This is a genomic window from Actinomyces qiguomingii (genome assembly GCF_004102025.1).
Taxonomy (GTDB): Bacteria; Actinomycetota; Actinomycetes; order Actinomycetales; family Actinomycetaceae; genus Actinomyces; species Actinomyces qiguomingii.
Window position 1 is genome coordinate 3,051,547 of the sequence record NZ_CP025228.1, and the last position, 20,538, is coordinate 3,072,084.

The 20,538-nt window shown below is 68.8% G+C and carries 16 protein-coding genes; 4 read left to right on the forward strand and 12 right to left on the reverse strand.

Annotated features, from left to right (window positions below; genetic code table 11):
- Positions 1–170: 170 nt before the first annotated feature.
- Positions 171–1,463 carry a class I SAM-dependent methyltransferase gene (locus CWT10_RS12850; protein ID WP_103064231.1) on the forward strand — a complete coding sequence of 431 codons (1,293 nt, stop codon included), beginning with the start codon at positions 171–173 and terminating at the stop codon, positions 1,461–1,463.
- Between the two features lie 97 nt (positions 1,464–1,560).
- Positions 1,561–2,826 (forward strand): glutamate--cysteine ligase, encoded by a 1,266-nt coding sequence (locus tag CWT10_RS12855; protein WP_103064232.1) that lies wholly within the window; start codon positions 1,561–1,563, stop codon positions 2,824–2,826.
- Between the two features lie 204 nt (positions 2,827–3,030).
- On the opposite strand, the gene tsaD is transcribed toward CWT10_RS12855, so the two are convergent.
- From tsaD to CWT10_RS18130, 3 genes are all read right to left on the reverse strand, one after another.
- Positions 3,031–4,095, reverse strand: a complete 1,065-nt coding sequence (gene tsaD / locus CWT10_RS12860; RefSeq protein WP_103064234.1) for a tRNA (adenosine(37)-N6)-threonylcarbamoyltransferase complex transferase subunit TsaD — start codon at positions 4,093–4,095, stop codon at positions 3,031–3,033.
- A gap of 75 nt (positions 4,096–4,170) precedes the next feature.
- Positions 4,171–5,847 carry an ABC transporter ATP-binding protein gene (locus CWT10_RS18125; protein ID WP_463604182.1) on the reverse strand — a complete coding sequence of 559 codons (1,677 nt, stop codon included), beginning with the start codon at positions 5,845–5,847 and terminating at the stop codon, positions 4,171–4,173.
- Between the two features lie 142 nt (positions 5,848–5,989).
- Positions 5,990–7,909, reverse strand: a complete 1,920-nt coding sequence (locus tag CWT10_RS18130; RefSeq protein WP_168190771.1) for an ATP-binding cassette domain-containing protein — start codon at positions 7,907–7,909, stop codon at positions 5,990–5,992.
- A 169-nt stretch (positions 7,910–8,078) separates the two neighbouring features.
- On the opposite strand from CWT10_RS18130, the gene CWT10_RS12870 reads away from it, so the two are divergent.
- Positions 8,079–8,795, forward strand: coding sequence for a TetR/AcrR family transcriptional regulator (locus tag CWT10_RS12870; protein ID WP_103063306.1), 717 nt, complete (start codon positions 8,079–8,081; stop codon positions 8,793–8,795).
- A 48-nt stretch (positions 8,796–8,843) separates the two neighbouring features.
- Here CWT10_RS12870 and CWT10_RS12875 read toward each other — a convergent pair whose 3' ends face one another.
- Positions 8,844–10,331, reverse strand: coding sequence for a L,D-transpeptidase family protein (locus CWT10_RS12875; protein WP_103063307.1), 1,488 nt, complete (start codon positions 10,329–10,331; stop codon positions 8,844–8,846).
- Positions 10,332–10,496: 165 nt separating this feature from the next.
- Here CWT10_RS12875 and CWT10_RS12880 point away from each other — a divergent pair, with 165 nt between their 5' ends.
- Positions 10,497–11,555 carry a hypothetical protein gene (locus CWT10_RS12880; protein WP_103063308.1) on the forward strand — a complete coding sequence of 353 codons (1,059 nt, stop codon included), beginning with the start codon at positions 10,497–10,499 and terminating at the stop codon, positions 11,553–11,555.
- A 54-nt stretch (positions 11,556–11,609) separates the two neighbouring features.
- Here CWT10_RS12880 and CWT10_RS12885 read toward each other — a convergent pair whose 3' ends face one another.
- From CWT10_RS12885 to CWT10_RS12920, 8 genes are all read right to left on the reverse strand, one after another.
- The gene (locus CWT10_RS12885; RefSeq protein WP_103063309.1) at positions 11,610–12,383 is read right to left on the reverse strand and encodes a succinate dehydrogenase/fumarate reductase iron-sulfur subunit; all 774 of its coding nucleotides are present in this window, start codon (positions 12,381–12,383) and stop codon (positions 11,610–11,612) included.
- Entirely contained in the window at positions 12,380–14,380 is a 2,001-nt protein-coding gene (locus CWT10_RS12890; protein ID WP_103063310.1) for a fumarate reductase/succinate dehydrogenase flavoprotein subunit, read from the reverse strand. Before CWT10_RS12890 ends, CWT10_RS12885 begins: the two co-directional genes overlap by 4 nt.
- 17 nt (positions 14,381–14,397) lie before the next feature.
- Positions 14,398–15,144 carry a succinate dehydrogenase cytochrome b subunit gene (locus CWT10_RS12895; protein WP_174721966.1) on the reverse strand — a complete coding sequence of 249 codons (747 nt, stop codon included), beginning with the start codon at positions 15,142–15,144 and terminating at the stop codon, positions 14,398–14,400.
- A gap of 327 nt (positions 15,145–15,471) precedes the next feature.
- Entirely contained in the window at positions 15,472–16,008 is a 537-nt protein-coding gene (locus CWT10_RS12900) for a GNAT family N-acetyltransferase (RefSeq protein WP_103063312.1), read from the reverse strand.
- A gap of 53 nt (positions 16,009–16,061) precedes the next feature.
- Positions 16,062–16,835: a tRNA (adenosine(37)-N6)-threonylcarbamoyltransferase complex dimerization subunit type 1 TsaB gene (gene tsaB, locus CWT10_RS12905; RefSeq protein ID WP_103063313.1), complete on the reverse strand. Its 774-nt coding sequence runs from the start codon at positions 16,833–16,835 to the stop codon at positions 16,062–16,064.
- Between the two features lie 15 nt (positions 16,836–16,850).
- The gene (gene tsaE / locus CWT10_RS12910; protein WP_103063314.1) at positions 16,851–17,465 is read right to left on the reverse strand and encodes a tRNA (adenosine(37)-N6)-threonylcarbamoyltransferase complex ATPase subunit type 1 TsaE; all 615 of its coding nucleotides are present in this window, start codon (positions 17,463–17,465) and stop codon (positions 16,851–16,853) included.
- Positions 17,462–18,823 (reverse strand): alanine racemase, encoded by a 1,362-nt coding sequence (alr, locus tag CWT10_RS12915; protein WP_103063315.1) that lies wholly within the window; start codon positions 18,821–18,823, stop codon positions 17,462–17,464. Before alr ends, tsaE begins: the two co-directional genes overlap by 4 nt.
- Before the next feature lie 58 nt (positions 18,824–18,881).
- A complete protein-coding gene (locus tag CWT10_RS12920; protein ID WP_233188176.1) occupies positions 18,882–20,531 on the reverse strand; it encodes a bifunctional ADP-dependent NAD(P)H-hydrate dehydratase/NAD(P)H-hydrate epimerase in 1,650 nt (549 codons plus the stop codon).
- Positions 20,532–20,538: the final 7 nt, after the last annotated feature.

Genomic DNA, 20,538 nt, shown 5'->3' on the forward strand with positions numbered 1-20,538 from the left:
GCCCACGCACCCTGTGACCCGCGTTTGTACGCGCTATGGGCCACCCAGGGGGCTACAGCCCCGGCACTTCGGGCCGCGACACCGAGTTGAGGACGTCCGGATGTACCGCAGAGTGAAACAGCTCTCCCGATGCGGCGCGCAGGCGGGATGCCGTGTCATGATTCTGGGCGATGGACGGATCCGACTTCGCCCCGCTGCTGACCCCCGACGGTTGGCGGCTGCTCGACTCCCTGCCGCCATATCGATCCGAGCAGGCCCTCGCCCTGGGCGAGTCCCTGCGCCGTGAGGGCCATTCACCTGCGCTGGTGGCAGCCGCGCTGACCCAACAGCGGCTGCGTGGACGCGCCGCCGCCAAGTTCGGCCCCTTCGCCGAACGCATGCTGTTCACTGCCGACGGACTGCAACAGGCCACGCGGCTGACTGTCTCCGCTCGCCACGCCTCCCGCTACGCGCGCGCCGGAGTCCAGTATGTAGCGGATCTGGGCTGCGGCATCGGTGGGGACTCCATGGCGCTAGCCGCCCTGTGCCCGCGAGTGTTGGCCGTCGAGCGGGATGAGCCGACGGCGGCACTCGCCACCATGAATCTCTCACCCTTCCCCAATGCCGAGGTGCGCTGCATCGACGCCTTCGACGTCGACCTGTCGGCCGAGGGTGTTGATGCCGTCTTCAGCGATCCTGCCCGCCGCAGTGCCGGGAAACGTATCGACGACCCGGCCCAGTGGTCCCCGCCGCTGGAGCAGGTCCTGGCTCTGCGGGAGAAGGTGCCAGCACTTGGCCTCAAGGCCGCTCCCGGTATCGACCATGCGCTGTTGCCCGAGGACTCCCATGTGCAATGGGTGAGCGTGGACCGGGAGGTGGTTGAGGCTGGTATCTGGTGCGGCCCCCTCGCCGTCGAGGGGCCGGGACGTTCCGCACTGGTGCTGCGCTCACTCCCAGATGCAGAGGTGTCCGCCCACGTGCTGGTCGACCCGGACTGCACCGATCCGTCGGCTCCACCCGAGCAGCTCGACCCGGTTGCCGGCTCCGATTCTCTGGGGCCCTTCATTCATGAGCCCGACGGCGCCGCCATCCGCGCCGGTTTGGTCGCCCACCTGTCGGAACAGTTGGAAGCACAACCGGTCGGCCACCGCATCGCCTACCTGACCGGCCACGCACAGGCCGACGCGGCCCTTACCCCCTTCGTACGCACCTGGAGACTGGTGGAGGTGCTGCCCCTGCACCTAAAAGCCCTGCGCTCTCGCGTACGCAGCCGCGGCATCGGGCGTTTGGAGATACACGCCCGCGGCGTGGACACCTCCCCCGAGGCGCTGCGTGCTTCGCTACGTCCGCACGGCGACGCCGCGGAGACCTGGCTGCTGACACGCATCGGCCCCCGCGGCATAGATCGCGACCGCTCCCCCAGGGGAGCCGTGCTCGTCGTCGAGGCCGTCACTACTGCCTGTTCCGAGCCTGTGGCCACCTGATCCGATTCCGATCCGGTAGCCGCAGGCCCGGCGCCATCGGCGCCTTCCCCCTCCCAGACTCGTAGACCGCTCATCCGCCTACGTGAGGAGCACCGCCATGACACCGACCACACCGGCCTTCACTCGACCGCTCAACTCACACCTCACCCACCGACAGACGCTGCCATTCACCCATTCCGAGCGCTCCACGCTCGGCATCGAATGGGAGCTGCAGCTCGTAGATCGTGACAGTCTGGATCTGCGCCAATGCGCGGCTGACATTCTGCGCCCGGTTGGCGACGACCCGAATATCCACGGCGAGATGATGCTCAACACCGTGGAACTGGTCTCCGGCGCCCGCCACACGGTCGCCGAGTGCATTGAGGACATCGCCCTGGCCTATGACCGGCTGTTGCCGGTCACCGAGCCGCTGCGAGTGGAGCTGGCCAGTGCCGGAACTCACCCCTTCGCCGATCCGCTCGTACAAAAAGTCACAGACGCCGAGCGTTACGCCCGACTGGTGGAGCGCACCCGATTGTGGGGCCATCAGATGCTCATCTTCGGCACGCATGTACATGTGGGGATTGAGGACCGGGGCAAGGTCCTGCCCATCCTGTCGGCACTGCTCACCCGCGCCGCTCACCTGCAGTGCTTGAGCGCCTCATCCCCGTTCTGGGCGGGGGCCTCGACCGGGTACGCGGATAACCGCGCCATGATGTTCCAGCAGCTGCCGACCGCCGGCGCGCCGCATCAGCTGGGCACCTGGGACGAATTGGAGGGATTCGTCGGCGACATGGTCCACACTGGTGTCATTGAGGACTTCACGGAGGTCCGCTGGGATGTGCGCCCGTCACCACGCCTGGGGACCATCGAGGTCCGTTCTTGCGACGCCGCCACCAACCTCACCGAGCTGGGCGGCATCGCCGCCCTGACCCAGTGCCTGGTGGAGGACTTCTCACGGCGTCTGGACCGCGGTGAGCAGCTGGATGCCTTGCCCCCCTGGTACGTAAATGAGAACAAGTGGCGTTCCGCCCGCTACGGCATGGACGCGATTCTCATTACCGACTCCGCCGGCACGGAAGAACTGGTTACGGAAACGGTCGAGCGAATGCTGACCGACCTGGAGCCGGTGGCAGCGGATCTGGGCTGCGAGGCGGAGCTTGATAGCGTGCGCATAACGCTGGCCGCTGGCGCCTCCTACCAGCGTCAGCTCACCGCCGCCGAAGCGGCGAGCAGCAATGAGGCGGCCATGCGTCTGCTGCTGGAGGAGGTGCGCGCCGGCAGGCCGCTAACACCCGCCGAGGTGACGGCCCTGGTGACCGATGACATCCGCCCCGGCCCGGTCTCGCCCGCGCGCCGCTCCTCCCGAGACCGGTCGAAATAACCACCGAGACCGGTCGAAATAACCTGCTCTTCGGGTTTGAGAGTGAGTCGTTGGTGTGGACCCGGCCTGCTTCCGACCTCCTACTTGGACCGGGTCTCTGCGCTTGGACCGTATGAGAGCGCGTTTCAGGCCGTCCAAGCGCAGCCAGGCAGGCCAGCAGTCATATCGACCGAACTCGGCAGTCATATCGACCGAACTCGGCAGTCATATCGACCGAACTCGGCGTCCGGCTACAGGGACCTCCAACGGCATGCCGGAGTCGGGGGCGAAGTCCAGGGGGCTCGGCTCCACGCCCGCCCGCACGGCCGCCGCGCCCAGGGCGGCGATCTGTGCACCGTTGTCCGTGCAGTACTTCAGCGGCGGCAGCCGCAGGGTGATTCCGGCCGCCTCGCAGCGCTGCGCCGCCAGCGCCCGCAGCCGGGAATTGGCGGAGAAGCCGCCGCCGATCACCAGGGTGTCGCAACCGGTATCCAAGCAGGCCTGTACCGCCTTGGCGGTCAGCGAGTCATTGACCGCCTCGGAGAAGGCGGCGCACACGTCCGCGGCGGGCACCTGCCGACCGGCGTCCGCCAGGGACTCCACGTAGCGGGCCACCGCCGTCTTCAGCCCTGAGAAGGAGAAGTCGTAGCGGTGGCGCTCACGGTCTTTAGCAGCGGCCAGTCCGCGTGGAAAGCGAATCGCCTCCACATCCCCCTGCTGGGCGAGCCGGTCCACGTGCGGTCCGCCCGGGTAGGGCAGGCCGAGCAGCCGGCCGACCTTGTCGAAGGCCTCCCCGGCGGCGTCGTCGAGGGTACCGCCCAGTTCGACGACGTCGGTGGCCAGATCGTGGATGTCCAGCAGGCTGGAGTGGCCGCCGGAGACGATCAGGCCGATGAAGTGCTCCGGCACCGGCCCGTCGATAAGCTCATCGACGGCAATGTGCCCGACCACGTGGTTGACGCCGTAGATGGGCTTGCCCAGCGAGGCGGCCAGGGCCTTGGCGGCGCTGACGCCGACGGTGAGGGAACCGATCAGCCCGGGGCCGGCGCTGACGGCGATGGCGTCGACATCACCCAAATCCACTCCGGCCCGCTCCAGGGCCGCATCCAGGGTCGGGAGGAATGCCTCCAGGTGGGCGCGGGAGGCAATTTCGGGGATGATGCCGCCGAAGCGGACGTACTCGTCCATGGAGGTGGCCACCACATCGCCGAGCAGCTCGCGCCCACGCACCAGGGCCACGCCGGTCTCGTCGCAGGTCGACTCGATGCCGAGGATCAAAGGTTCACTCACGGCGCCCAAGCGTAGCCGCCCCAGTTGCCCTGACGGGTCCCCCGGGCGGGCGCTGTAGCGAGCCCCGGGCCCCGCTTACACGATCCGCCAACCGGCGGCGCGGCTGCGGTAGCTCCAGAAGTCCCGGTAGGGGCCGGGGGCGTCCACCAGGTCGGCGTGGGCGCCGTGCTGGGCCACTTGCCCGGCTTCGTTCAGGACGACGACCTGGTCGGCGGCGGCGATGGTCTCCAGCTTGTGGGCGATGACCAACAGCGTCGAGGTGCGCCGCAGCTCCTGCATGGCGGCCACGATATGCGCCTCGTTCTCCGCATCCAGGGCACTGGTGGCCTCATCCAGCAGGACGATCGGAGCGCGTTTGAGCAGGGCGCGGGCGATGGACACGCGTTGCCGCTCCCCGCCGGAAAGGGCCCGCCCGCCCTCGCCGACGCGCGTGTCCCAGCCGTCGGGCAATCGGTCCACGATCTCGCTCACTCCGGCCAGGTCGGCCGCCCAGCGCACCCGGGCATCATCCGCACCGGGGTCGCCGACGCGGATATTGGCCTCCAGGGTGTCATCGAAGAGGTAGACGTCCTGGAAGACCATGGAGATATGCCCCATGAGCTGAGACACCGGCATGTCACGCACATCGGTGCCGCCCACGCGCACGGTGCCGGCGTCGACGTCGTAGAAACGAGCGACCAGGCGGGCGATGGTGGTCTTGCCGCTGCCGGACGGGCCCACGATGGCGCACATGGAGTGTGCGGGCACATGCATGCTCACTGCGCGCAGCACCGGCGTTCCGGCCCGGTAGGAGAAGTGGACATCGTCCAGCTCCACAGCGCCGGGCTCGGGCTCCGCGGCGGCGGTGGCCGGCTCCGGCAGCGGGGGCACGTCCATGACGGCGTCGAGGTGGTTCATCATCTGGCGGCGCTCCTCAATGCCGGCGGCGGTGGTGCCGATAGTGTCGAGCATGGTGGTGAAGCGCAGGCAGATGCCGATGGTGACGACCGCCTGCAGCGGTTCCAAGGCGCCGGAAACGGTCAGTGCCGCAGACAGGGCGATCATGGCGACGATGATGATCTGGACCAGGACTCCGTTGACCAGGTTGCCGGCGGTCTCCCACCACAGGCCGCGGCGGGAGGTGCGGGCGACGACGTCGAAGGCGTCGGCCAGTTGGCGGTAGTCGGTACCCGCATGGCAGGAGCGCAACGCCCCCTGGCAGCGTGCGAACTCCACGATGCGGGCGGCGAGCTCGCGTTCGGCGGGTTCGGAGACGGCCTTGCCGCGGTCGATCAGACGGCGTGAGACTCGTAGGAACACGGCCAGTAGCGGCGCCGCACAGGTCAGCAGCAGCCCCAGCCGCCAGTCCCAGGCCCAGGAGCCGAGCCAGATGACCACGCAGCCGGCCACCGTGGTGCTCAGCGAATTCAGGAAGTGTGCCGCCGACTCGGACAGCGACATCATCTCCCGGGACACGGCGCGGGACATGACGCCGGCGGAGTCGGCGGTGAACCAGCTCAGTGGCACGCGGGCAACCTGGTCGCCGATGGCGTAGTGAACGTCGTGCTGGAAGCCGAGTGCGCCCGTCATGCCGATCCGCTGGCTGGAGTAGTCGCCGACGGCGGCCGCGACGGCGAGGACGGCGAGGACGATCAGCCAGGTGCCGAAGCCCAGCCCCCAGCTGCTTCGGCCGGTCGCCAGCGCCACGGAGGCCGGGAGGAGGAACAGTAGCGCCAGCCCCGAGAAGATGCCGCTGAGGACGCCGATTCCCATGCCGCCGATCACCTGCCGCCAGGCGACGGGGCCCATGAGGCGGTGGTACCGGGCCATCAGGGAGCGGGAGGCGTCCGGATGATCTCCGGCCCGGGCGACCGCGGTCGGTTTCACGGTGGTCGGTGTGGCCGAGTTCATGGTTTCAGTCATGGCTGTTCTCCTGGGGGTCGTCGACGTCGATGCCGCCTTGACGCAGGAGCGCCTGGTAGTGGGGTTCGGCCAGCAGTTCGGCGTGGGTGCCGGCGGCGGTGATGCGGCCGTGGTCCATGACCGCGATGCGGTGGGCGCCGCGGACGGCGGCGGGCCGGTGGGCGATCACCAGCACCGTGCGGCCCTTGACCAATTCCGAAAGGGCCTGCTGAATCTCCGCCTCCGACTCCGGGTCGGCGAAGGCAGTGGCCTCGTCGAGCAGGATCACCGGCGTGTCGCACAGGACGGCGCGGGCGATGGCGATGCGCTGGGCCTGCCCACCGGACAGGGCGACCTCCCGGCCGACGACGGTGTCATAGCCGTCTGGGAGCGTCATGATGAAGTCATCGATCTGGGCGACGCGGGCGGCGGCGCGGATCCGCTCCCTGGTGGCGCCGGGGCGGCCCAGGGCGATGTTCTCGGCGATGGTGGCGGTCAGCAGCTGGGGGTCCTGGAGGACGAAGGAGACGGTCTCGTACAGGGTGTCCTCGTCCATGTCGCGCAGGTCCACCCCGCCGATGCGTACGGCGCCGGTGTCGGGGTCGGCGAAGCGGGCGATCAGGGTGGCCAGGGTGGTCTTGCCGGAGCCGGAGGGTCCCAGCAGGGCGGTGACGGTGCCGGGCTTCAGGGTGAGGCAGGCGTCGTCGACGGCGAGGGTGTCGCCGTAGGAGTAGGACACGTGCTCGATCTCCACCCGGGCGCCGTCGGGGCGGCGCGGGTGGACGGCGGCGGGCAGGGTGGGGGCGTCGAGGATGTCGCACAGGCGCAGCGCGGCCGCCCCGGCCTGCTGGTAGGACCAGGAGACGGAGGCGATGGTGACCATGGCTCCGGGCAGCACCAGGGCGATAAGCGTGGTGGTGAGCATCTGCGGCAGCGTGACCGCTCCGGCGTGCGCCAGCAATGCGCCGCCGCCCAGGTTGACCAGCAGCAGCACCGGGATGGAAACCCAGGTGATGGACAGGCAGCTGATATTCATCATCGACATGGCCCAGGCGCGGTAGAACGTGGAGAACTCGTCGCCGGCGCGCAGGTAGGCGGCGTGGGCGCGGCCGACCCGCCCGAAGGCCTTGACCACCCCAATACCGGCGACGAACTCCACCATGGCGGAGGAGATGTTCTCCAGGCGGCGATCCATCTCCATGGTCTTCTCATTCATGCCGCGCATGGACAGGGAGTAGGTGGCGAAGAACAGGGGGATGGTGCCGATGCTCAACAGTCCCAGGCGCCAGTCGATCCAGAAGGCGCAGGCCAGGAGCGCCACCGGGGTAACCACCGCATTCAGGCGCTCCACCGGCCCGTGGGCGATGACGGTGTGCACGGTGGTGGTGTCGTCCTGCACCGCCTTGCGCAGCCGTCCGGAGGTGGAGGAGGTGAACCAGCTCAGGGGCGTGCGGGCCAGCCGGGCGACGATGTCGCGGCGCAGTCGGTCGCGCAGGGCGAGGTCGGCGAAGTGGGTGATCAGCAGGGCCAGGGAGTACAGCAGCAGGCGGGTGGAATAGGCGCCGATCAGCACCATCACCGTGGCGCGCACGCGCTCCGGGTCGGGATCCGCTCCGGCGTCATGCGCCGCCAGCAGGATGTCGCCCAGCTGCACGAGCGCCACATACGGGGCGATGGACAGCAGCCCGGAGACGACGACGAGTGCCTGGCCGAGCCGCAGCCGGGAGCGTACCGGCGCACCGAGGCGTTTTACGGCCGCCTGCCCGGCGATGGCGCGAGCTCGATCGTCACCGGCATCGGCGGTGCCGGGGCGTGGGCCGGCTCCCCGCTCATCGTGCTCGGCGGCGACCGCTTGCCCCGCGACGGCCGGGAGGGAGGCGTCCGGCGCCCGGGTCGGGGATGCGTTCGTGGTCGCGGTACGTGCAGCGGGCATGCCTCACACTCCAATCAAGAACGGTTTTCTCTATTGACTGAGCGTGACCTTAGTTCTCTTGGGGGCGGCAGGCAAGTGCCGTACTCAAAGCGACTCATGGGACGCGACGTGCGTCGCCCGGCGCCGGCCGCGCCGTCACGGGCACGGCCGACCGCGTAAGGTCGGGCACATGACTCGTCTTGGCAATCCCACCGGGCCCAAACCCGGCTTCACCCGCCGGGACGTGGTAGATGCCGCGCTTGAGATCGGCATCGCCCGGTTTACGCTCTCCGACGTCTCCCAGCGACTGGGGGTGGCGACCTCGGCGCTGTACCGCACGATCAGCTCGCGCGAGGATCTGTTACGTGCCTGCCTGGAGCGAGTGGCCGCCGACACCGACTTCTCCGACCTGACCGGTCCCTGGCGGCGGGTGGCACGCGACTACGCCGAGCATCTGTGGGCACTGTTGGAGGAACGCCCCGGACTGGCCGGCGTGCTGGTGTCAACCTCCTGGGCCTACCAGTTCTTCGCCCGGCCCATCACCCAGGCGCAGCGCGCGCTCACGCAAGGCGGCCTATCCCCCGACGACGCCGTCCTGGCACTGGACTTCATCGCCGACACGGTGATCAGCGTGCACCTACAGGTTGAGGTAGCCCGCGCCCCCTCCGGCGAGGCACCGAGAACCTCGCCGGAGGGGATGATCGCCGACGAGCGAGAAGGCCCGGATACCCCGAGCGGTCTGGAGGAGGCCCGCAGGCGCTACGAGGCGGACGGGCGAGCGGCGCAGCTGCCCGCCGAGCTGGCGCCCTCCAGCAGCTGGGCCGAACGCGGCTGGCTGGACCGCAAGATTGAGGTCATCATCCGCGGCATCGCCAGTACTGCCGAGCGGCCGGTAGGCGGCGAGTAGACAAAAGGCCGAACAGGAGGCCGAAGCCGCCGCGGCGCCGTAATGACTTCAGTAATGGCTGACGACGACGGTGCCGGTCTCGGCCCAGTCGTAATACCAGTGGGCCTCCTCCTCCGGGAGGTTGATGCAGCCGTGTGAGCCGGCGTCGGCACCGACGCCGAAGTGCTTGGCCCAGGGGGCGGAGTGGATGGCGTAGTTTCCGTGCCAGTAGGTCACCCAATGCACGTCCTTTTGGCAGTACGACCAGCCGGCCGTGCAGCCCAGGTCCTGTTTCTCGTAGCTCAGATAGACCTGGTAGGTGCCGGTGATGGTCTCATTCCCGGGTCCGCCGTGGTTCATGAGGATCGGACCGTGTACCTGCTCATATCCCTCGTAGGCGGTGATGGTGGAGTCAGTGAGGTTAATGTCTACCCACTTCTCGCCGGGCGCGGCGGTGTAGGCGAAGCGGTCCGTGCCGGAGGAGACGACCCGCTGCTCGGTGTCGGCCGCCACCTCCTGGGTTGCCAGTTCTCCGGTGTAGGGCTGGTGCGCGTCCAGGGAGGTAATGATCGCGTCGGTGACTGCACTGCGGTTGGTGACCTCCAGACCCGCCTGAGCCGGCCGAGCGGGTTCGAGCAGATCACCGTCGGCGTCGACATTGTCGATGGCGCTGATCGGGTCCAGTTCGATGCCGGCTGCCGCCTGATCGACCCAGGCGGCCACACTCTCCTTCAGCAGCACGGGCACGAGCTCACCGTCGATGACGGTGGTGCCCACCCAGGAGGCACGAGTCGCGGCGTCGGCTTCAATGGTCTTCCCTGCACCGGTAAGGGTCACCGCCGGGGCGATGAGTGCGTCGGCGGCGGCGGCGGCCTGTTCGGCGGCCTTATCGGAGACGGCGGGGACGACGTCCTCCAATGGCAGTTCAATGCTCTGGGAGGTCACCGTCAGGGTGGCGGTCTCCACCAGTTCGGTCAAGGAGTCCCGATCCACGCCCCGCCCCGGGGAGCCGTCCACGACTTCGAATGCGTCCCCGTCGGCGGTGGGTTGAATGGACGCATTCACCGCGGGAGTGCCGACTCGGGCGTCGATGCGGTCGGCCAGGGCGGCGACGGCATCGGCATCCACGGAGGCGGCCGATCCTCCTCCAGCGTTGTTCACGAAATGCGGAGCCGTCGAGTCGGTGAGGTCGGCGCCGTCGATGAGCGCATCGGCCAGCGCCACGGCATCGATGCTACCGCCGGCCTGCTCCAGCGGGATCTCTATGGTCTGCCCGGCGACGGTCACGGAGACAGTGGTGTCGGCCGCCTGACTGGTGACGACGGCGGCTACCTCATCGCGGGTCATACCGGCCACGCTCTGCCCACCGACGCTCGCGCCGGCTGGGGCCAGGTCTGCGGCGTAGGCGGCGCGCCCGGTCAGGCCCGCCAGCGGAGCTGCCAGAATGAGCGCGAGTAGCAGCGACAGCAGTCGCCTACGGGCGCGCACGCCGTCCACTGCGTGTCTGGGCGTATGCGCAGCGTCATCGCGTCGCCACTGCGGGAACCTCTTCACCATACCTCCGGCCAAGGAAGTGTAACTGAGCCTGATGGGGAGAAGGTCACGATACCGCCATCACCTGTGAATAATCACCTGCCACGGCTGTGACACACGCGACGGGGAGTGCTGCTCCGGGGAGCACTGCCCCTGGTGGACATCGCAGAAACCTGTCACGATCCGTATATGAATGCGCCTTCCCAGGGCACCGCCGCCGTCGCCGCCAAGAACGCCCGGCCGCCCACGCTCGTGAGAGTGACGATTGTGCTCGCCCTGGCGCTGATGATCCTGCTCCCGTTCGTAAGTTGCATTGAGAAGGGGCAGACATACATGCACCACTGGCTGAGTAATCAGGACGCCGTGGCACGCGCGGCGGTCTACTGCGTTCCGTACATGGAGACGGGATGCAGTCTCACTGCCAAGGTCACTCTGGTTCCGGACACGAGCGCGAAGTCCGCCGCAGCTGTTTTCAACGGTGCGCTGGAGGAGTCCATGCGCAGCAGTCTCGTCACCGCTAACGAGTTCAGGATCAGCCTGGAGTGGCAGTACGGTTCGACTGCTGTCATCCGCCATGGCGGTATGACGATTCCGTATCCCTCCACCTCTGGGGAGATCACCGCCGAGCAGCTCACCGCCAAGACACGAACCCGCAGGGTGGAACTGCTCGACATCGCCACCGACTTGGCCGAAGACGGCGTCCAGTCCGTGGATGTGGGGCTTGGTTCGCTCGTTCTGGAGCGCGGCGAGGTCGATGAGGTCCCCTCGACTCTCTTGGCCCATCGTCTCTTCAGCGATCGTTTCACTGATGTTCGGCTCATTGATCGCTTTACGACTTACGGCGGATGGAGCGTGGAGATCACATCCACCCCGGTAAATCAGCCGCCACGCGAGGTCATCGAGAAAGTAACGTCGATTCAGCTCGAACCCGGCATCGAGCCGAAGCTGTCAATAGATACAACCAACACCTATCCGGGCAACGAGCTTCAACCCACCATCGAAGTACGCGGTCTACCCCTAGGCGATGAGGACACTCCTGCCCTTGACCATGCCGCCCCGATCCTCGCCGCTATTGACGGGGCACAAGGATTCACCGACGTAAAGCTGTGCACCGCGGCCGGTGCGGTCAAGGGCACTTCCGGCTACTCCTGCGTGTATTACGACATGCACGACGGCAAAGTTGACCGAGACAGCGGCTACCCACGTGAGCAGTCACGGGAGGTATACGACGCCGCGCAGCGGCTCTGAGCGGAGCCGCTGCGCGGCGCACAGGTGTGGCGGCCTCAGCCGAAGTCAAGCACCTCAGGCGGTGGTCTTCTGTCCCTTCCACAGGGCGTGGCCGAGGTCGCGGTTCAGCCGGGTGATGACCTCCAGCGGCACCGACTTGGGGCACACGGCCGCGCACTCACCGATGTTGGTGCAGCCGCCGAAGCCCTCGGCGTCGTGCTGGTTGAGCATGTTGACCACGCGGGCGAGCCGCTCGGGCTGCCCCTGCGGCAGCAGGCCCAGGTGGGAGATCTTCGCGCCGGTGAACAGCATGGCGGAGGCGTTCGGGCAGGCGGCCACACAGGCACCGCAGCCGATGCAGGCGGCGGCCTCGAAGGCGGCGTCGGCCTTGTCCTTCTGCACGGGCACGGAGTGCGCCTCGGGGGCGGCGCCGGTGTTGACGGAGATGTAGCCGCCGGCCTGGACAATGCGGTCCAGGGCGGAGCGGTCCACGATCAGGTCCTTTAGCACCGGGAAACCGGTGGAGCGCCACGGCTCGATGGTGATGGTGGAGCCGTCCTTGAAGGAGGGGTCCTCCGCCAGGTGCCGCATGTGCAGCTGGCAGGTGGTGGAGCGGATCGGGCCGTGGGCCTGCCCGTTGATGACCACGCCGCACTGCCCGCAGATGCCCTCGCGGCAGTCCGAGTCGAAGGCGACGGGCTCCTTGCCCTCGGCGAAGAGCTGCTCGTTGAGCAGATCGAGGACCTCGAGGAAGCTCATGTGCTCCTCAATGCCGGTCATCGAGTACTCCTCGAAATGGCCCTTAGAGTTCTGGTTCTTCTGGCGCCAGATCTTCAGCTTGATGTTCACTTGTAACTCCGCTGCTTGAGCTCGATGTCCTTGTAGATGAGGTCCTCCTTGTGGAGGATCGGAGGCTGGTTCTCGCCGCCCCACTCCCAGGCCGCCACGTAGAGGAATTCGTCGTCGTGGCGCAGCGCCTCACCCTCGGGGGTCTGGGATTCAGCGCGGAAGTGGCCGCCGCAGGACTCGCGGCGGTGCAGGGCGTCGATGCACATCAGCTCGGCCAGCTCGAAGAAGTCGAGCAGCCGGCCCGCCTTCTCCAGTGCCTGGTTGAGCTCCATGGCCTCGCCGGTGATGCGAGCGTCCCGCCAGAACTCCTCCTTGAGGGCGCGAATCTGACCGATGGCCTCACGCAGACCCTCGTCGCGGCGCTCCATGCCGCAGTACTCCCACATGATGCGGCCGAGCGCCATGTGGAAGTCATCCACTGAGCGGGTGCCGCGCAGCGCCATGAGCCGCTCGACGCGGTCCTCCACGCTCCTGCGGGCCTCGGCGATCTCCGGGGCATCCGGATCGACCTTGCCCTCGCGCAGCATGTCCGCCAGATAGTCGTTCATGGTGTCCGGGAGCACGAAGTAGCCGTCGGCCAGTCCCTGCATGAGGGCCGATGCCCCCAGGCGGTTGGCGCCGTGGTCGGAGAAGTTGGCCTCGCCAGCCACATACAGGCCCGGGATGTTGGACTCCAGGTCGTAGTCGACCCACAGCCCGCCCATGGTGTAGTGCACGGCCGGGTAGATGCGCATGGGAACCTCGTAGGGGTCGTCACCCGTGATGCGCTGGTACATCTCGAACAGGTTCCCGTAGCGGGCGGAGACGGCGTCCCGGCCGAGCCGCCCGATGGCCTCGGAGAAGTCCAGGTAGACGCCGCGGCGCATCATGCGCTCATTGCCCTGGGCGTCGCGCTCCTTGATGGCGGGGCCCACGCCGCGGCCCTCATCGCACATGTTCTTCGCCTGCCGGGAGGCGATGTCACGCGGAACCAGATTTCCGAAGGCGGGGTAGATCCGCTCCAGGTAGTAGTCGCGGTCCTCCTCGGGAATCTCACGCGGGTCCTTGTCGCAGTCCTCGGCCCTCTTGGGCACCCAGATGCGGCCGTCGTTGCGCAGCGACTCGCTCATCAGGGTCAGCTTGGACTGGAAGTCGCCGGACTGGGGGATACAGGTCGGGTGGATCTGGGTGTAGCAGGGGTTGGCGAAGTAGGCGCCCTTGCGGTATGCCCGCCAAATAGCGGTGGCGTTGCAGCCCATGGCGTTGGTGGACAGGAAGAACACGTTGCCGTAACCGCCGGTGCACAGCACGACGGCGTCGGCCAGGTGGGTGTCGATCTTACCGGTGACCATGTCGCGGGTGACGATGCCGCGGGCACGGCCGTCCACGACGATCAGCTCAACCATCTCGTGGCGACGGTACTCCTTGACCGTGCCGGCATGAACCTGCCGCTCCAGAGCCTGGTAGGCCCCGATCAGCAGCTGCTGGCCGGTCTGACCACGGGCGTAGAAAGTGCGGGAGACCTGCACCCCGCCGAAGGAGCGGTTGTCCAGCAGTCCGCCATACTCGCGAGCGAAGGGCACGCCCTGGGCAACGCACTGGTCGATGATATTGGCGCTGACCTCCGCCAGCCGGTAGACGTTGTCCTCCCGGGCGCGGTAGTCACCCCCCTTGACTGTGTCATAGAAGAGCCGGTAGACGGAGTCGCCGTCGTTGCGGTAGTTCTTCGCGGCGTTGATGCCGCCCTGGGCGGCGATCGAGTGGGCCCGCCGGGCGGAGTCCTGGTAGAAGAAGCACTTGACGTTGTAGCCCTGCTCCCCCAGCGACGCGGCGGCGGCGCCGCCGGCCAGGCCGGAGCCGACCACGATCACATCCAGCTTGCGCCGGTTGGCGGGGTTGACCAGGTTGGCGTTGAACTTGCGCTGCTCCCAGCGCTGCGCAATGGGGACATCGTGTGGAGCCTTGGTGTCGGCAATCTTCTCGCCCTGAAGGTACAGGCCGTCGATGAGTTCGGTCATCATTCACTCACTCTCGATCAGTGGGCAGCGCAGTGAGCGAACTGCTCGGAAGCCGAGCCGATCGCGTCGCAGAACTGGGGGTAGTAGTCGGCCGCGGCCATCGGGGCGTCCACCCAGCCGAACAGGATCGCCGTCGGCACGGACATGAACACTGCGAACAGGCCGAAGGCGACGATGAAGGCAATCAGCCGGATGAGTGGGATGGTGCTGCCGCGAGTGGCGCCGAGTGTCTGCAACGCCGACCAGACGCCGTGCCACACGTGCAGGCACAGGGCCACCAGTGCCACCAGGTAAATCAGGTAGACCCACCACAACTGGAAGCCGTAGTACATGTTGGCGTAGGCGCGACCATGCACGTACTCGCCCCCGGGCGTCAGCGTCAGGGTGGTGAACTGCAGGATGTGCCAGATGATGAACAGCAGCAGAATCACGCCGCCCCAGCGCATGGTGCGCATGGCATAGCGGGAGGCGAAGTAATCGGCACCCGCCTTCTTGACCTCATACCTGTCATTGCCGCGGGCCTTGCGGTTGCGGTGCCACAGGTGGAAGGCACTGCCCGCATGGGCCAACAGGCACGCCAAGAGAACCAAGCGCAGTAGCCACAGCACGCCGCTGTAGGGCATCAGGGGCTCAAGCAGGGTACGCAGCCAGACCGCATAGTGGTCATAGGCGATCTCGCCCTGGAAGTAGTGGGTGTTGCCGTAGGCGTGGAGCACCAAATAGACGATGAAGGCGATGCCCGACCAGGCCATCAGACGCTTCATGAAGACCGTCGTCGTGTACGCGGCCCTCTTGTTGGGGGGAGCAGACGTTTTCACCACGGATGCAGTTTACGAACGCCCATTGGCCGATAGTCCCAATCCCCCCGCCCACCCTCCGCAGCAATCGGCGAATCCTTGCCATAGCGCGGAAAAGCGGCGGCACAGCAGCCGCGGTAGGCAGTCACTCGGCCCGTCGCATCCGACCCGCCGCCATCAGTGGGCGCCACCATTTCGTCACATCATTGTCAGACAAATATCAGCCGTCTGCAGCGATCCTTGAAGATGCCCGGATCACCTCTCGGATAAGCACCGCGAACAGTAGGAGACCGTTCAGGTGGCGCTCAATGACCGGCGCATGACCACGGCATCCTCCACCGGCGCCAGGTAGTAGCGCCGCCGGCGGCCGATCGGAGTGAAACCGTGGGCGGCATACAGGCGCTGGGCGCCCTCGTTAGAGGCGCGCACCTCAAGCAGGACGGCGCGGCATCCCGCCTGCGCGGCCACGCCCAGCAGAGCCGTCAGCAGGGCCGTGGCAACCCCACGGCGGCGGGCGGCCGCAACGGTGGCAATGGTGAGCAGGTCGGCATCACCCCGCCCGTCCCCGTACCAGAGGCCTGCGTAGCCCACAATGGCCTCGGACCCGCCCGCGCCGACCTGCGCAAGCGCATCGAGAGCGCCAGCACCAAGACCCGAGTCTGAAACGCCCCTATCGACCGGGGCGGCCAGGTGGGCCACCAGATAGGTGCGGTCGGCGCCCGGGCCAGTGGTGCGGTCTAGTTCGGCGGCGAGCACTGCCGGACTCCAGCCCTCGGCACCGAATAGTTGTGATTCCAAGCGGGAGATAGCTTCCATGTCGGCGGGGACCATGGGCCTCAGCCTTACTTCCGCCCGCGAGTGGTCGGTATCGTGCGTGACCGGATTCACTGGGTGCGCCCTGCCGGCATGTGCACATCCGGTCGCCGCAGGTACAGCGGCTGCGCGCCCAGTCCGGCCGCCGCCAGCGCCTCCTCCCCCGGGCCGGGGAGCATACGCAGCCGGGCCGCGACGATGCGCACCTGGGTGGCAACGTCACCCGAAACAGGCACCAGAACCTCTCCTCCGTCCGCCAGCTCGGGATACAGGGCGGCACCGGATCCGGCCACCGCGTCGGGAGGCGGCAGCTGCCCGCGCTCCGCCCGCTCGCGCACAACGGCCGGGGGCAGGACTTCGTAGTCGCCCAGGCGCTCGACGTCGTCGGAGCCCCGGGCCCGGTACCGAGCGGTGTAGACCTCCTTGCGGCGGGCGTCGGTGGCAACCAGCACGGTGGCTGAGGCCGTTTCCCGGCCCTGGCGCCCGAGCTCATCAAGGGCGGCGCGGGCAACCGCATCGAGGCTGGGGACACCGTACACGGGAATGGCGCGCACACGTCCAACGGTGCGGGCGGTGACGAGTCCGGCGCGCAGCCCGGTGAAGGGGGCCGGACCGGTGGCCGCGACCACGGCGTCAAGCGGGGCCTGGGCCACATCTGGGTGCGCGAGCGCGGCAGCGAGCATGGGCCCCAGGGACTCGGCGTGACGGCGGGGGCTGTCCTGCTGCGCGGTAGTCAGTACCCTCAGGGTGGTGCCGGCGGCGGAGGCCTCGTCCGCCGCCGCGCCCAGCACATCGGCTACGAGCAGCTGGGTTCCGAACGAGGAGTCAATGGAGAGGATGCGCACGGGCGCAAGCCTAGATCAGTGGTCCCGGCTGTGCGGTCGGTGGCCGGGGTCCTGGACGGCCAGCGCACCGAGGTCCACGCCGTCCCACCGGGGCCCGACCGCGGTGATGGTGATGACGCGCTGCCCGTCGTCGGCCCGGGCCAGGTCGGTGACCGTGCCTGTTTCACTGTGACCGGTGGGCGAGGCGGCGGCCAGTCCGCCGCGGGGGCGAGTGACGGTGATCTCCAGGCGGTCTTCCGAAAGCGCCTCGGCCTTGCCCTCACCCCACTCCATCAGGGTGACCGCCTCGGCGACGGAGGAGTCCAGGTCGAGGGCGTCAAGCTCCTCCAGGCCGGAGATCCGGTAGGCGTCCACGTGGATCAGGTCGGGGCCGGCGCCGGGGGCGGGGTGTACGCGGGCAATGACGAAGGTCGGCGAGCAGATGCGGCCCCGCACCCCCATGGCGGCACCAATCCCCTGAGCGAGGGTGGTCTTACCTGCCCCCAGCCCACCGGTTAGTACCACCACATCCCCCGCTCGCAGCAGTGCGGCGACGCGGGCGCCGAGTCCCCGGGTGGCGTCGGCGGAGTCGGTGGGAACGGTGACGCTTCCGGCCCTCGGGGCGGTGCTCCAGACTTCACGCTTGCTCATGCGCGCGGCTCCTGGTCATGCAGGGAGGAGATACGGGCGGCATCGCGGCCCAGGTATACACGCGGGACGCGCTCACCCAGGCGGGTGACGATCTCGTAGTTGATGGTGGAGCAGACCTGGGCCCACTCGTCGGCGGCGGGGATCACCGCATCGGGAGCGCCCCACAGCACGGCCACGTCGCCGGCCGCAGCGGGAGGGTCCAGTGGTGCACCTTCCGGTGTGGTGGCCGGACCTAGATCGATGACCACCTGATCCATGCACACCCGCCCAACGATGGCGGAGCGAATGCCGCCCACGGCCACCGGACCGCCGTTGGATGCGGCACGGGGGACTCCGTCACCGTAACCGAGGGGGACTAGCCCGAGCCAGCGGTCGGTGGGGGCGCGCCAGGTGCCGCCGTAGGAGACCGCCTGTCCGGCCGGGATGCGTTTGACCTGGGTTAACGGCGCCTCCAGCCGCATGGCCGGCACCAGATCCAAGGCCGCGGAGTTCGCCACGGCCGGATCAGGGGACAGCCCGTACAGGCCGATGCCTATGCGCACTAGATCCAGACGGGCGTCCGGATGCCAGAGCAGCCCGGCGGTGGCGGCCAGGTGACGCAGCCGCGGGTTCAGGCCGGCCTCGGCCACTGTCCGCTCAGCCTCCAGGAAGCGGGACAGATGTTTTGCGGTGGAGCCGGAGCCGAGCTCCTCGGCGCGGGACAAGTGGCTCCAAAGCGCAACCACGGCGACGGTGCCCTCGTCTTCGGCGGCCTTGGCCGCGGCGGCGAGGGCGGGCAGGTCGGCCGCGGCCGCGCCGCCGCGGGACATGCCGGTATCAACCTTGAGGTGGATGCGGGCGGGGACTCCGGCAGCGGCCGATTCAGCACGGGCCGCGGCGGCGATGGCGTCTAGTTGGGCGCGAGTGGACACCGACAGGTCGATTCCGGCCGCGAGCGCGGCGCGCAGCACGGATCCGGGGGCGGCGGCCTGTTCGGGGGTGAGCACGGGCATCAGCCAGCACAGCAGGCGGGGACGCTCGGAGGTGGGGACGGAGTCGGGGTGGTGAGCGGGGCGGGCCACACCTGCAGCGTCGAGCAGAGCACGCAGGTGCAGGGCCTCGGCGAGTTGGGCCACCCCCAGCCAGGTGGCACCGGCGCGCAGGCAGGTGATGGCCACCGGGGCGAGGCCGTGACCGTAGGCGTCGGCTTTGACCACCGCCATCCAGGGCACGCCGCCAACCGCGGCGAGCACGTGGGCATTGTGGGCGATGGCGTCGAGGTCGATGACGGCGCGGGAGGTCGTCGCTGGAAGCGGGGTGCCAGTGGACGCGTTCACGGGACTGATTGTTCCACTCCATGCGGCCCGGCGCCTGGTCATCGCCACCGACTCGGTGATGATCCTGTCCAGACGCGGCCTGTGACACCGGTGCGGCTTGTCATCCTCGTCCAGAACATCGGCTCCGGCTGGCTCTCCAGAGTTGTTCCCAGGCCGCCGGGATCGCCTCGGTAAGGTCCAACGCGGCAACCGGATGTCCCGCGCGCTCATACGGCCGTCCGGCCGCGGTGGTTACTGCCGTATCCGCCGCCCGCGCGGCCGCGAGTGCATGCAGCCGTACCCCCAGGGCCGCGCAGCGGGCTGCGTCCACCGCCTCAGCGCCCCGGACAGCTGGAAGTACGCCGTTGTCAACATCGGCCCGAACGGCCGCCAGTAGGGCGCCGATAATGCCGGCCAGCACATCTCCACTGCCGGCGGTGGCCAACCAACCCGGGCCGGAGCCGACCGACAGCACAGTCCCAGCCGGGGAGGCGATCAGCGTCGGCGTCGTCTTCAACAGCACGCTGGCCCCGGTCGCCTCCGCCAGGCAACGCACTGCGGCGGCCGGGGACGCCTCAACGGCCTCCCGCGTTGTCCCCTCCCCCAGTGCACTCAGCAGAGCGGCCGCCTCGCCGGCGTGCGGGGTGAGCACATGTCGCGGTGCGCAGCGGGCCCCGGCGGTGACCCGGGCGGCCAGCAGGGGCAAGGCCCCGGCGTCAATGACCGCGTAGACAGGCTCACCATGGTCGCCGAGCGTCCGCTGTAGGGCCGCGTCAAGTTCGGCGGCGCGCGAGGCGTCGGCCGGGTCAGTGCCGGGGCCGATCACCAGCGCCTGGCAGCGCCCGTCAGCGGGCACGACCTCGGGGCGGCGAGCGAGCACCAGATCCACCACCCGTTGCGGTGCGGTCAACCGCACCATGCCTGCACCGGTGCGCACAGCCGCCGATGCGGCCAGCACCGCTGCCCCCGGGTAGGTCTGACTGCCGGCCCACAAGCCAACCACGCCCCGGGTGTACTTATGGTCGCGGTCCCCGGGCACGCGCAGCAGGCGGCCGAATTCGGCATCCGCGGGCCTGACTGTCAGCGCGGTCCCGGCCGGCACCGGCAACTCCAGGTCGGCCACCTCCACTCGCCCGCACAGGGGTGCGGCGGGCGGCAGCAGGTGAGCGGCCTTGTAGCAGGTGAAGGTGACGGTGCAGTCGGCGGCCAGCACAGGACCGGGCAGAGTACCGTCATCCACGCCGAGGCCGGAGGGCAGGTCCACGGCCAGCACCCGGAAGTCCCGCTCCCCCGGCTGCCCGGCGTCGCGCAGCGGGGCGATGAGTTCGGCCGCGGCGGACCGCAGCGGTCCGGTGGCACCGATGCCGGTCAGCCCATCGATCACCAGGTCGACTCCGACCCGTCCCCCGCCCCCTCCGGCGGCGCTGCGGGCCGCGGACCGAGGCTCTGCTGCCAGGCGCACTCCGGCGGCGCGAGCCGCCGCCAGCGCTGTGGCATGTAAGCGGGAGGAGTCGGTTGCGGGGGCGGCGGTAACTGCGCAGCCGCGGCGCGCCAGCAGGGCGCCTGCCAGCAGGGCATCCCCGCCGTTGTGCCCGCCACCCACCAGCAGCAGCACGCGCGCCCCGGGCACGGTGCCACGCACCTCCCGGAGCTCCTCCACGGCGGCAAGTGCCAGCGCATGCGCGGCGGAGTGCATGTAACGGTCGGTGCCCGCGGTCAGCGCCGCCTCGGCGTCGGCGACGGCGCGGGCGGGGTAGGCGCGGGCGGCCACCGTTGCC